Genomic DNA, 12908 nt, shown 5'->3' with positions numbered 1-12908 from the left:
ATTGGGTTTATTTGATAAAATCAAAAAATCACTTTTTGGTGAAAAAAGTGTAGATAAAGATGATCAAGCTAAAGAAAAGCAAGGATCTGAAACTGAAGAAAAAGCAGATAATCCGGATAATAAGGAGAATAAAACAGAAGATAAATCTGCGGAATCCGATCAAAATTCTTCTGTTAAAACAGATGATGAGCAAGTAACAGAAGCTAATTCTGGGTCAGAATCAGAGGATAAGACTGAAAAGCAAGATAAAACTGAGCTTTATGAAAAAGGGCTTGAAAAGACAAATAAAGGCTTTGGAGCTCGTTTAAATAAATTCTTTGCTCAATTTAGAACGGTTGATGAGGACTTTTTTGATGATTTAGAAGAATTATTGATTGAATCTGATGTTGGCTACGAGACGGCTGAAGAATTAACGGATGAACTGCGCGATGAGGCTAAATTAAAAAAGGCTAAATCACGAGATGAATTAAAGCAGGTAATCGTTCAAAAGTTAGTTGATTTGTATGACAAAAACGGTAATTCTGAGGATGAGAAGTTAATTTATCGTCCAGATGATAAACCAAATGTTTACCTCTTTGTTGGTGTTAACGGTGCAGGTAAGACTACCACAATTGGTAAGTTAGCCAAGCGCTTTAAGGATCAAGGCAAATCAGTGCTTTTGGCTGCGGCTGATACTTTTAGGGCTGGGGCCGTTGAACAACTTGAAGCATGGGGCAAACGTGTCGGTGTTCCGGTAGTCACAGGAAAAGCTCAGGCAGACCCGGCTTCAGTTGTTTATGACGCAACTCAACGTGCTATTAAAGAAAAAGCTGATTACCTCTTAGTAGATACCGCTGGACGTCTTCAAAACAAGAAGAATTTAATGAATGAATTGGAAAAGATCCAGCGAACTATTAAGAAACTATTGCCAGATCAACCCACTGAAACCCTGCTTGTTTTGGATGGCTCCACCGGACAAAATGCGCTGCTTCAAGCAAAAGATTTTGATAAAACTACTAAGCTGACCGGTTTAGTGTTGACTAAGCTAGACGGCTCGTCTAAAGGTGGGGTTGTGCTTGCAATCCGCAATGAGATGAAACTGCCCGTTAAGCTGGTTGGTTTAGGTGAAAAAGCCGGTGATCTAGCTGACTTTGATGCGGCTAGTTATGCCATTGGCTTGTTCCATGGCTTAGTCTAGTGTTAAAGTGAGTTTAATAGGTATTTTTTATAAGGAGAAAATTATGAAAGAATATAGCGCTTGTACAACTGTTTTAGTTGGCAAAAAAGCCTCAATTGACGGCTCAACTATGGTTGCCCGTAACGATGATACCTTTAGTCCAATTACCCCGCAGAGATTCATTATTGAACCAGCTGCTAAGGGTGAAAAGGGACGTAAGATTAAGTCATGGTTGAATAAATTTAAGATGGATTTACCAGAAAATGCACAGGCTGTGTCTGCTGTTCCTAACGTTGACTATAAACACCGTGGTTATTATGACGAAAGTGGTATTAACCAAGAGAATGTTGCTATGTCATGTACTGAATCAACTTACGGCAATGAGCGTGCTTTGGCCTTTGACCCACTTGTTAAAGATGGCCTCGATGAGGATTGTATGCAAACCGTTGTCCTTCCTTATATTCATTCTGCTAAAGATGGTGTTAAATATTTGGGCAAACTTATTGCTAGGTATGGTTCACCAGCTGGTAACTCAGTATTATTTAGCGACAAGAATGATATCTGGTACATGGAAATTGTTACCGGTCACCACTGGGTAGCACAAAGAATTCCAGATGATTCTTATGCCGTTGCAGCTAACCGGGTTTCAATTGAACAGGTTGATTTCAATGATCCCGATAACTTTATGTGGAGTGACGGTATTCGTGAATTCGTTGATGAACACCACTTAAATACTGATCATGAAGGCTGGAACTTCCGGCACATTTTCGGTACTTATACTGAACAAGACCGACATTACAACACTAACCGGGTTTGGTACGGTCAAAAGTACTTCAATCCTGAAATTGAACAAGACCCACAAGATGGTGATTTACCATTCATTCGCAAAGCTTCCAAGAAGATTGCTAAAGAGGATGTTGAATTTGTCTTGGGCAGTCACTACCAAGACACACCATATGATCCATTTGGCAAGGGTACTGATGAAGAAAAGCACCGTTATCGTCCAATTGGTTTAAACAGAACTCAAAATTCACATATCTTACAAATTAGAAATGGCGTTCCTGAAGATGAGGCTGCTATCATGTGGCTATGTATTGGTGGCCCAGCATTCACACCATACGTTCCGTTCTTTGCTAACATGAATGATACCGATCCTTCATATAACAATACTTCAATGGAATATAACATGAAGGACGCTTGGTGGTATTACAAGTCATTTGCTGCTTTGGTTGAAAGCCATTACCCACAATTTGTTCAACTTGATATTACTTATCTGACTGACCTTAACCAGTATTACCGTACCCGTGTTGCTGAGATTACTAAGAATGCTGGCAACAAGTCTGGTAAAGGATTGACCGATTACCTTACCAAAGAAAATCAAAAGACTGTTGCTTATACACGTACGAAGACTGAAAAGCTTTGGGGTCAAATGATGATCGATTCAATCAATATGTCAAAGTTAACTTTTAATATGGATGCTAACCTTTAATTAACAGTTGCTATCAAAATGTCCAGCTAGATTTCTAGCTGGATTTTTTATCAAATAAATTGGTGCTGGCTAATCGTCAACCAACCGCTTTTTTGCTATACTGGTTCAAGGTGGAACTTAATGGATGAACTTGAAAAAAATGAAAAACTTGGCGATTTGTACGCATATTACGGAACGCTTTTGACAGAGGGGCAGCAAGCTTACTTTGAAGATTATTATTATAACGATTATTCTTTAGGTGAGATTGCCGCTAATCATAAGGTTTCGCGGCAAGCCGTCTATGATAATTTGCGTCGGTCGAGCAGGTTATTAGAAAAGTACGAAGCAAAACTCCATATGCAGAGGGACTATAATAAGATTGAATCCGAATTAGTTCAAATTTATCAATCTGCCGGGCAAAATAAAATTAAGCAAACTAGAAGCAGTATCAAAAAATTATTAAATCAAATGAGGGGAGAATAACCCAATGGCTTTTGAAAATTTAAGTGAAAGAATTCAAAAAGCATTAAAAAATTTAACTGGCAAAGGGAAAATATCAGAAGATGATATTAACAAGGCGAGCCGTGAGATCCGCCTTGCACTGTTAGAAGCCGATGTTAACTTTAAAGTTGTAAAAGACTTCATCAAGAAGATTAAGAAGGAAGCATTAGGCAAGGAAGTTCAGGAGAGTCTAAATCCGGGCCAGCAGGTCATTAAAATAGTTAACGATGAGTTAACTAAAATGATGGGTGAAACCGCGGTTGGCTTAAATAAATCCAAGCATATCCCAACTGTTATCATGATGGTTGGTCTGCAAGGTACCGGTAAGACTACCACGGTTGGTAAACTTGCCTATCATTTACAGAAAAAAGAGAATGCTCGGCTACTTTTAATCGCGGGCGATATTTACCGTCCTGCCGCCGTTGATCAGCTTAAGCAGATCGGTGATAAATTAAAGGTTCCGGTATATAGTGAAGCAAATGAAAAAGACGTTGCTAAGATTGTTAAAGATGGGTTGGCACAGGCCGATAAAGATAAAAATGATTATGTAATTATCGATACAGCCGGCCGGCTGGAAATTGATGAGCCGTTAATGGAAGAACTGGAAAGAATTAAGAAGGTTGCCCAACCTGATAACATTCTTTTGGTAGTCGACGCGATGACGGGACAGGCTGCAACTGATGTAGCTAAGGGCTTTGATCAACGTTTAGATATCACTGGTATTGTCTTAACTAAACTTGATGGCGATACCCGTGGTGGTGCCGCACTTTCAATTAGGGCTGTTACCGGTAAGCCGATTATTTATACCGGTGAGGGTGAAAAGTTATCTGACCTGGAAAACTTCCACCCAGACCGGATGGCTTCAAGAATTCTTGGCATGGGTGATATGCTGACTTTGATTGAAAAAGCCCAGCAGGATTACGACGCAAAGAAAGCAGCCAAAGTAGCTGAAAAGATGAAGGAAAATACCTTCGATTTCAATGACTTCGTTGACCAGCTGGATCAGGTACAAAAGATGGGGCCACTGGATCAGATTATGAAGATGATCCCAGGTATGGCTAATAATCCTCAGTTGAAGAATGTAAGTATTGATAAAAAGCAAATTGCCCATGTTAAGGCAATTGTTTCTTCTATGACTGAACAGGAACGTGAAGATCCGGATATTTTAAAGCCGAGTAGAAGACGACGAATTGCTGCAGGATCCGGTCGTCCGGTAGTTGAAGTTAACCGGATGATCAAACAATTCAAACAAGCCCGAGACATGATGAATAAGGTTACTAAGGGCAACATGAAAGGCATGGGCAACCTCCCCGGTATGAATACGCCTATGGGCAAAATGGCCATGCGGCATATGAACAAACGCTTTAAGAAGAACAAGAAGAAGCGGATGAAGATTAAGAGGTTCCACTCTTAAAAAGCAAGTGTTAAGTAAAAACACTTTACAGCTTATTTGAAAAATGGTATATTAATCATCGTTAAGTTTTAGGAGGAAATTAATTTATGTCAGTAAAAATTCGTATGCACCGTATGGGTGCCAAGAGAAAGCCATTCTATAGAATCGTTGTTGCAGATTCAAGAATGCCTCGTGATGGCCGCTTTATCGAAGAAGTTGGTTACTATAATCCAGTTTCACAACCAAAGCAATTGAAGCTTAATGAAGGTGAAATCTTTAATTGGCTTAAGAAAGGTGCACAACCTTCAGAAACTGTTAGATCACTTCTTTCCAACGCCGGCTTAATGAAGAAGTTGCACGAATCAAAGAAAAATAAGTAATTAAAAAATACTTTAAAAGTTTGAAGTGGGTAGCTTCAAACTTTTTTTCTTACTTAGATTTCGTAGGGAGAAAAAATGCAATTTTATGATGTAGCACGTATTTTATCTACACATGGTTTAAATGGTGAAGTTAAAGTAGCGTTAATTACAGATTTTCCTAAAGAACGTTTTGCGGCTAATGCAAAACTATCTTTAAAAGACAATGAAGACAAGGTATTGACGGTTGAAAAGGGGCGGCCTTTTAAGCAATTCTGGTTAGTCCAATTCAAAGAGATTACGACCGTTGAAGAAGCTAGTGAACTTAAAGATAAGATTTTGGTGGTTAGCCAAGAAAATCAGCAAAAATTGCCTGCAGGCAGTTACTATTACCGTGATATTTTGAATAGTACGGTTATTGACGCTGAATCTGGAGAAAAAATTGGCACGATTACTGACATTCAGTCTCTTGGGGCCAATGATGTCTGGCAAGTAACTGAGCAATCGGGTAAAGAATATTTGATTCCATATATTCCAGACGTTGTTAAAAAAGTAGACGTTGCTAATAAAAAAGTTTATGTGAAGTTATTAGAGGGATTACGCGATGAAGATTAACATTTTAACCCTTTTTCCTGATATGTTTACACCGTTGAAGACTTCGATGTTGGGTAGGGGCCTTGAAGATGGTAAATGGGAACTGAACTTAGTTAACTTTAGAAAATTTACTACTGATGTTCACCACCATGTTGATGACTCACCATATGGCGGTGGCGCAGGGATGGTACTCCAGGTTATGCCGATTAAGAAGGCGCTGGATTCACTTCCATCGAAAGGAAAGGTAATCATTACGGCTCCACAAGGTGCGACTTTTAACCAAAAAAAGGCCCAGGAATGGTCTAAAGAAAAAGAATTGACCTTTATCTGTGGTCACTACGAAGGATTTGATCAACGGGTTTATGATTTAGCCGATGAAGCTGTCTCAATTGGTGATTACGTCTTAACTGGTGGGGAACTGCCAACTATGAGTATGATTGACGCTACCGTGCGGCTAATTCCAGGTATCTTGGGTAATACTGTTTCTCCTGTAGAGGAGAGTTTCTCTCATGGGTTGTTAGAGTATCCGCAGTATACTCGGCCTGAGGATTTCGAAGGGAAAAAGGTACCAGAAATATTGACTTCTGGTAACCATCAAAAGATCGATCGTTGGCGGCATAAAGAAGCATTGAAAGCAACGTACTTATATCGGCCAGATATGTTAAAGAATTATAATTTAAATACTGAAGAGAAGAAAATGCTGGAAGAAATTAAATCTGAAGAAGATAAATAGTTTTAAAAGTATATTAATAACTAAAGTATAAGTTAATAATAAATTTATGAATGTATAGGCGAGCTTTATAAGCTCGCCTTTTTTGATTATACAAATCGCTCTGGAGCCGTTTGAACGCTTGAAATAAGGCTTGAAAGCTCAAAATTTAGAGAGGATAATATATAAATATAAGTGTTTATGTAATAATATATTTTATTTATTTTGATTTTTTCAAGGAATTAATAATGCTTAGTAGTGTTAGTATTTATAAAAATGTGTTAGACAAGTGTTCGTATGAGGATTATTTTAAGAAACTAAAGGCACATGGAAATGTTAAAAAATCGTATTTTCATCCTATTTCATATAAAAATCATTTTTCGGATAATTATAGAACTAATAATATAGTAAGAGAAAGGAATTTTGAAAATAGACAAAAGGGGTGGGATATACATCATAAGGGTGAAAATGAATATCCTAATTTAAATAGTGTAAATGCTATAGATGGCGCTTTTGAAGATTGCCCTAAAGAATCTGACCATGGTTTCAAATATCAAAAACCGAAAAATTTGGTATATTGTAATTTGATAGAACACGCTATATTGCATTTACTTATTGTGAAAGAAAATTATCCTAGAATTGATTTAGGATTTGATGGGTATTTGGGAATAAAGGGGAGAATTCGAGACAAATATGTGGATCCTTCAGATCTTGATACAAAGGAAGAATTTATTAAATTATTATCTATTTTTTATGATTTTATTGAATCATTGGGAAATTCTCCTGAAAATAATTTGTCGAAACAAGATAAAAAATCTACATCATCGAAATTAACACCAAAAGAAACTTTACTGAAACGAGATCGAAAAAACAACAGGACAATTTTAAAAGATGAAAATGGGAAATTAGATAAAGATTATAAAGAAATTTTAATTAAGACTAATAAGTATGAAACCCTTTTAGGTAAAAAATTAGATTGAAAAAATTAAAGTTGATCTAGATAAATCTTGATTCAATAGTGTTTCTTTGCTAAAATTAAAAAAGTGTGGTGTAGAGCCACAAAATAATTAGGGGTATTCCGCTGACATAGGTATGTGTAAGAATGCCGAAGAAGGAGAAAAATTATGGATCCATTAATTCAAGAATTGACAAAAGATCAAATTCGTGACGATATTCCTAAATTCCGTGCAGGTGATACTATTCGTGTCCACGTACGCGTTGTTGAAGGTACTCACGAACATATTCAGATGTTCGAAGGTGTCGTAATTAAGAAGAAGGGTACAGGTATTGCTGCAACTTACACTGTTCGTAGAATTACTTCAGGTGTTGGTGTAGAGCGTACCTTCCCAGTTAACGACCCACGTGTTGCCAAAGTTGACGTTTTGCGTCATGGTCGTGTACGTCGTGCTAAGCTTTACTACTTACGTGAACGTCATGGTAAGTCTGCAAGAATTGCAGAATCACGTCGTTAATTCTGACGTCGAAAGGAAAGGGAACCATCTTGAAAAAGATGGTTCTTTTTTGTTTATTGTGGTAAACTCTTTAGAAATAAATTATTAGCGAATAGAAGGTGGTAAATATGAATAAATCATTTATATTAGATTTTGATCCCGAACCTAAGGCAGTTTTAAATCCAGATTATGAGAAGAAAGATTATCATTTTCCTAAGAAACTGCTTTATGCTTTTATACCACCTAAGTCTCTCAGAAATTTCTTAAAAAAGTATCGTCATAAGGTTATTGGACAATTTCTAAGTGTTTCTTTCAGTCCAAAAATTTACGAAGTTGAAATAAAAAATGAAAAATTTACTTTGTGCCGAGCACCGTTAGGAGCACCAGCAGCTACCCAATTACTTGATTGGTTAATTGCTTATGGCGTTAAGCAAATTTTAGCGATTGGTTCAGCTGGTGTCCTGACTGATATTCCTGAAAATTATTTCTTAATTCCAACTAAAGCAATTCGTGATGAAGGTACATCCTTTCACTATTTGCCAAGTTCTAACTTTGTTGATTTAAAATCATCCTATTTACAGGAAATTGAGAATCAGATGGTTGAAATGCACTTTAAAGTTAAAGAGGTTATGACTTGGTCAACCGATGGTTTCTTTAGGGAAACTCCTGCTAAAGTTGCTCAATTTAAAAAGTTAGGTGCTTCTACAGTTGAAATGGAATGTTCTGCTATGGCAGCTTGTGCCCAATTTCGGCATATAAATTTTGCACAAATATTGTTTACAGCTGATTCTTTGAATGATCTTAATGTCCATGATGATCGTGGCTGGGGAAACAATTCGCACATTAGAGTTATGGATTTAGCAGCCAATATTTTAATTAATTTAACTGATAAATAAATTTAAGTACAAAGGATAAATTATGAAAGAACCATTTTTAGTAGATTTTGATTCTAATTCAAGGGCAGTTTTAGAACCAAATCATGAGCAAAAAGATTATCATTTCCCTAGAAAATTGTTGTACGCGTTTGTTCCGGATGACTCAATTCAAAAATTTTTACAAAAATATCAGCATAAAGTTATTGGGGAATTTTTATGTATTTCTTTTAATCCCAAAATTTTTGAAATTAAAATAGCTGGTGCAAAATTTACGTTATGCCAAGCACCTTTAGGAGCTCCTGCAGCCACTCAATTACTTGATTGGTTAATTGCTTATGGTGTTAAACAAGTTTTGGCGATTGGATCAGCCGGGGTATTAACCGCTATTCCTGAAAATTATTTCTTAGTACCAATAAAAGCAATTAGGGATGAAGGTACATCTTTTCACTATCTAGCAAGGTCAAATTACGTTGATTTGAGGTCTACTTTTTTAACCAAAGTAGAAAAAGCAATGAAAAGTATGCATTACAAAGTTGAAGAAATTATGACTTGGACCACGGACGGGTCTTTTAGAGAGACGCCAGCAAAGGTTCAACAAGCTAAAAAATTAGGAGCTTCTACCGTTGAGATGGAGTGTGCTGCGATGGTGGCTTGTGCACAATTTCGGCATGTATATTTTGCCCAAATATTGTTTACCGCTGATTCGCTGAATGACCTTGATACCGACAATGAACGCGATTGGGGAGTAAGTTCGCAAATTAAAGTTATGAATTTAGCAATTAATGTTTTGAAAAATATCCACTGATAGTTTGTGAAATTATTTGCCGTGGAACTGATATGAAACATTATTATTTTTCACAATCTAAAAATAAAATACTGTTGTACTAAAGAATATTTACTAAAAAAGCTAAAATTATTTGTGAATTTTAAATTAATAATGTATGTGGAAAGCTTTTTAAGAATTACAAGCTAATAAGGTGAAATTTAAATATGGTAAAAGTCGAATTAAGTAGATTTAAGGTAAAAAAGGGTAAAGAGAAAAAAGTTCAAGAATGGATGAATTTCTTAAATCAACATCATCAAGAAACTGTGGCAACAATGGCGGGAGAACGGATGTATGTTGAAGATATATTTAAGGAAGTAATTGAGAATGTATTGATACGGAAACTAGGCCTAAAGATTTAGGACTACAAGAAGATCTTATTCCTCAAGTAGAATTGTTAGCTCCACAATTACAAAATGTTATTTCTAAGGAAGAAAAAAGCCACCAACAATAGTTGATGACTTTTCGGTTTAAAATTTGAATAGATTCTTTATAAAAGTATGAAATGGGATACCAGCATTTTCTGCTTCTGTGTGAAGTAAACCAACTTCGTACAATACAACCCCCAGTAATACAACAACGATTAAAACTATAAAGCTTACGGAAGCTATATTCATTGCGGCTAACATAGTAATCACTCCATTTGTAAATATTCTATTCTTCACTTATATTATACACCTAATTGAGTTAGCGCTTACAAATACTGATAATCTACAATCTTGAATATATTGCATTATTATAATTTTAATAAGAATGAATTGTTGAGTAAAAATAGATGAAATATCCAAATGATTTAATTTCAAAAGTTAAACAAAGATCTCGTGGTATGAAACTAGAAGGTATCAACGAAGGAGCTGGACCAAAATCCCCAGCGTTAATGATTGTAGGTGAAGCTCCCGGCCGTAAAGAAATTCAATCGCACATCCCTTTTCATGGTAGTTCTGGTAAGGAGCTTATGAAGTCTTTAGCTTTAATCGGCTTAAAGCGAAGCGACGTTTATATCACTAGTGTTGTTAGAAGCCGTCCTTATGCCATTAAAAAAGTTTTCAGTAAACGAGAAAATAAAGAAGTAATTAAATATCCTAATCGGAAACCAACCAAGAAAGAAATTTTTGCGCATGCACCATTTCTTGATTATGAGATTAAACATGTTAAGCCTAAGTTAATTGTAGCTGTTGGTGGTACTGCCATAAAGCGGCTTTTAGGTCCTGGACACAGTATTTCACAGGAACATGGCAAAGTCGTTAAAAATACCTCAATTTTACAATTAAATGATAAGGAAGATGATTATGTTTGGTCAAAGCAAAAATATACAGTGTTTTTCCAATATCATCCGGCTGCAGTCTTCTATAATAGAAAGTTAGCGAACGATATAAAAGAAGATTGGCTTTCAATTAAGCCTTATTTACATAAAGAGGCTAAAAAATAAAATGAGCAATGAAACCTTTTTGATTCCGATTAAGCAAAATGATGATTTATCTGATATAGCGTTGGACGAATTGCGGGCTGATCTAGATGATCATCCATTAAACCAACGCTTTTACTCTGATTATGCATATCTGCCTGGAAATGCTAAGAAGTACAGTCTTAACCGCATTAATACCAGAAAAAGTCCATTAATGGGTAAAAAGATTCTCTTTTTTGGTTCTTCAGTTACTTTTGGCTTTGGTGCGTTGGGTGAGAGTTTTGTTGATTATCTCTGGAAAAGGGATGGTGTCGCTGCTATTAAAGACGCTGATAGTGTTAGCCACGCTGAATCATATTTAAGCCGATTTAAGGATGAACTCAAGGAACCTAAACCAGAATTGTTTACTATGCAAATTTCGAAAGGTAATACTGTTTCAGATTTAAAGTATATTGTCACCACTGCCCAGAAAGAATGGCATTGTCCAATTTTGCTTTACACCAATTCCTTTTTTACTGATCCCACTTATGACCGCCTGGTTAACCAGATAAATAAATTAGCTCCAAAATTAGGAATTACGGTGTTAGATTTATACCATAATCCAGAATTTAAAAATCAGGACAGTCTTTATATGATTGATGAGATTAATCCCACCAGAGCAGGTTACCGCGATAAATGGCTGCCGGTTTTTGAAAGAAAACTAACAGAAATATTTGCAAAATAAAAGAGCTAGAATCAATTTTGATTCTAGCAAATGATCTAATTATAAAAACTAATTGATACTGTTTCGATACAATCCAACTACTTTACCTAAAATATGTACGTTAGGCAGGATAATTGGAGCCATAGTATCGTTTTCAGGTTGTAAGCGATAATGTCCCTTCTCTTTATAAAAGCGCTTGATAGTGGCTTCGTTTTCGTCTGTCATTGCAACCACAATTTCGCTGTTGTTAGCAGTGCTTTGTTTTCTAACGATAACATTATCACCGTTTAGAATACCGGCATTAATCATACTTTCACCATGAACTTTTAACATGAATAAGTCACTTGTATCGGTACCGAGATCAGGTGGGAGTGGGAAGTAGTCCTCGATATCTTCTACGGCTAGAATTGGTTGGCCGGCAGTAACGTCGCCAACGACAGGAATTTCTTTTGGTTTGATTCCTAAGACTTCTTTACCTTTCTTAGTTACTTCGATTGCACGGGGTTTAGTTGCGTCTTTGATTAATAAACCTTTTCGTTCAAGCCGAGAAAGGTGGCCATGAACAGTTGAAGTGGATGACAGGTGAACCGCCGCACAAATTTCACGGACAGTAGGAGGGAACCCCCTGTTTTCAACGGTTTCATAAATATACCGTAAAATTTCTATTTGTTTTGAATCATGGTTATTATTCATAGTTTCACTCCATTATTTATCACTTGTATTGTCTATGCACTAAGTTTAACAAAAATTGTCGGGGTTAGCAAACAAATGTTCTGTATAACTATACTTTTTTTATTTAAGTAAATATTGTAGACTAGTTTTTAAGTGTGAGGTGCAAAAAATGGATAAAAATGAAGAAAAAAAGATGCTTAATCGGATTAATGAACTTTATCATAAAAAAGAAAATGAAGGATTAACCGATGATGAAAAAGATGAACGTAAGAAATTACACAAAAAGTTTATTGAGAATTTTCGGTCTGGTTTTAAACAACAACTTGAGGATACGGTAGTTCTTGATAAGAACGGCAATGAGGTTACCTCTGAAAAAGCTAAAAGGGCACAAAGAAAAAAAGGTTTGCGAAAAGATTAAATTAAAGCTTTAAAAGCTTTTTAAATTTAGGTAACATAGAAGTATTGATTAAATGGAGGTTTTATTTTATGAATATGGTACTGGCAATCGTTTTAATTATTATTGCACTCTTATTAGGGCTCGTTGGTGGCTTTTATGGTGCAAGAGCTTATATGAAGAAATATTTCAAAGATAATCCCCCAATTAGTGAAGATATGATTGTTGCTATGATGTCACAAATGGGACAAAAACCTTCTGCCAAAAAGGTTAATCAAGTTATGAACATGATGAAACACCATAAGTAGCTTTTTTCTTTAAAGGTATAAATTAAAGGAACGGGAGGATATCTTCAATGTCATTAAGTTAAGACATTGACGAAAGTTTAGCTTTATGAACCGAATCATT

Annotated in this window: 17 protein-coding genes and 1 pseudogene; 16 read left to right on the top strand and 2 right to left on the bottom strand. The window is 35.9% G+C overall.

The window, feature by feature from the left end:
* The first annotated feature begins 1 nt into the window (after window position 1).
* The 12 genes and pseudogenes from ftsY to FC77_RS08450 form a co-directional block, all read left to right on the top strand.
* Window positions 2-1177, top strand: coding sequence for a signal recognition particle-docking protein FtsY (gene ftsY, locus FC77_RS01285; protein ID WP_056969722.1), 1176 nt, complete (start codon window positions 2-4; stop codon window positions 1175-1177).
* A 43-nt stretch (window positions 1178-1220) separates the two neighbouring features.
* Window positions 1221-2645 carry a C69 family dipeptidase gene (locus tag FC77_RS01280; protein WP_056969721.1) on the top strand — a complete coding sequence of 475 codons (1425 nt, stop codon included), beginning with the start codon at window positions 1221-1223 and terminating at the stop codon, window positions 2643-2645.
* A 120-nt stretch (window positions 2646-2765) separates the two neighbouring features.
* The gene (ylxM, locus tag FC77_RS01275) at window positions 2766-3107 is read left to right on the top strand and encodes a YlxM family DNA-binding protein (RefSeq protein WP_056969719.1); all 342 of its coding nucleotides are present in this window, start codon (window positions 2766-2768) and stop codon (window positions 3105-3107) included.
* A 4-nt stretch (window positions 3108-3111) separates the two neighbouring features.
* Window positions 3112-4539, top strand: coding sequence for a signal recognition particle protein (ffh, locus tag FC77_RS01270; RefSeq protein ID WP_056969717.1), 1428 nt, complete (start codon window positions 3112-3114; stop codon window positions 4537-4539).
* Between the two features lie 86 nt (window positions 4540-4625).
* Entirely contained in the window at window positions 4626-4898 is a 273-nt protein-coding gene (rpsP, locus tag FC77_RS01265) for a 30S ribosomal protein S16 (RefSeq protein ID WP_054681310.1), read from the top strand.
* Window positions 4899-4973: 75 nt separating this feature from the next.
* Window positions 4974-5489, top strand: a complete 516-nt coding sequence (gene rimM / locus FC77_RS01260) for a ribosome maturation factor RimM (RefSeq protein ID WP_056969715.1) — start codon at window positions 4974-4976, stop codon at window positions 5487-5489.
* Window positions 5479-6201, top strand: a complete 723-nt coding sequence (gene trmD, locus FC77_RS01255) for a tRNA (guanosine(37)-N1)-methyltransferase TrmD (RefSeq protein WP_056969713.1) — start codon at window positions 5479-5481, stop codon at window positions 6199-6201. Before rimM ends, trmD begins: the two co-directional genes overlap by 11 nt.
* Window positions 6202-6425: 224 nt before the next feature.
* Window positions 6426-7157, top strand: coding sequence for an SAV1803-related protein (locus FC77_RS01250; protein ID WP_056969711.1), 732 nt, complete (start codon window positions 6426-6428; stop codon window positions 7155-7157).
* Between the two features lie 144 nt (window positions 7158-7301).
* Window positions 7302-7649, top strand: coding sequence for a 50S ribosomal protein L19 (rplS, locus tag FC77_RS01245; protein WP_054681307.1), 348 nt, complete (start codon window positions 7302-7304; stop codon window positions 7647-7649).
* A gap of 107 nt (window positions 7650-7756) precedes the next feature.
* A complete protein-coding gene (locus FC77_RS01240; protein ID WP_056969709.1) occupies window positions 7757-8524 on the top strand; it encodes a nucleoside phosphorylase in 768 nt (255 codons plus the stop codon).
* Between the two features lie 19 nt (window positions 8525-8543).
* Window positions 8544-9308: a nucleoside phosphorylase gene (locus FC77_RS01235; protein ID WP_056969707.1), complete on the top strand. Its 765-nt coding sequence runs from the start codon at window positions 8544-8546 to the stop codon at window positions 9306-9308.
* 185 nt (window positions 9309-9493) lie between these two features.
* Window positions 9494-9643 (top strand): annotated as a pseudogene (locus FC77_RS08450) (DUF6176 family protein); the annotation flags it as partial.
* Window positions 9644-9796: 153 nt separating this feature from the next.
* On the opposite strand, the gene FC77_RS07955 reads toward FC77_RS08450, so the two are convergent.
* Entirely contained in the window at window positions 9797-9955 is a 159-nt protein-coding gene (locus FC77_RS07955) for a hypothetical protein (RefSeq protein ID WP_156171240.1), read from the bottom strand.
* 146 nt (window positions 9956-10101) lie between these two features.
* On the opposite strand from FC77_RS07955, the gene FC77_RS01225 reads away from it, so the two are divergent.
* Together FC77_RS01225 and FC77_RS01220 are read left to right on the top strand one after the other, a co-directional pair.
* Window positions 10102-10755, top strand: coding sequence for a uracil-DNA glycosylase (locus FC77_RS01225; protein ID WP_056969703.1), 654 nt, complete (start codon window positions 10102-10104; stop codon window positions 10753-10755).
* Between the two features lies 1 nt (window position 10756).
* Window positions 10757-11455 carry an SGNH/GDSL hydrolase family protein gene (locus FC77_RS01220; protein ID WP_056969701.1) on the top strand — a complete coding sequence of 233 codons (699 nt, stop codon included), beginning with the start codon at window positions 10757-10759 and terminating at the stop codon, window positions 11453-11455.
* A 48-nt stretch (window positions 11456-11503) separates the two neighbouring features.
* On the opposite strand, the gene lexA is transcribed toward FC77_RS01220, so the two are convergent.
* Window positions 11504-12127, bottom strand: a complete 624-nt coding sequence (gene lexA / locus FC77_RS01215) for a transcriptional repressor LexA (protein ID WP_054681303.1) — start codon at window positions 12125-12127, stop codon at window positions 11504-11506.
* Between the two features lie 148 nt (window positions 12128-12275).
* On the opposite strand from lexA, the gene FC77_RS01210 reads away from it, so the two are divergent.
* Together FC77_RS01210 and FC77_RS01205 are read left to right on the top strand one after the other, a co-directional pair.
* Window positions 12276-12524 carry a DUF896 domain-containing protein gene (locus FC77_RS01210; RefSeq protein WP_056969699.1) on the top strand — a complete coding sequence of 83 codons (249 nt, stop codon included), beginning with the start codon at window positions 12276-12278 and terminating at the stop codon, window positions 12522-12524.
* Window positions 12525-12592: 68 nt separating this feature from the next.
* Window positions 12593-12808 (top strand): YneF family protein, encoded by a 216-nt coding sequence (locus tag FC77_RS01205; RefSeq protein ID WP_054681302.1) that lies wholly within the window; start codon window positions 12593-12595, stop codon window positions 12806-12808.
* Window positions 12809-12908: the final 100 nt, after the last annotated feature.

Source organism: Lactobacillus acetotolerans DSM 20749 = JCM 3825 (genome assembly GCF_001436775.1).
Classification (GTDB): Bacteria; Bacillota; Bacilli; order Lactobacillales; family Lactobacillaceae; genus Lactobacillus; species Lactobacillus acetotolerans.
Note: the sequence above shows the minus strand (reverse complement) of the source record. Positions and strands in the feature narration are given on the sequence as shown.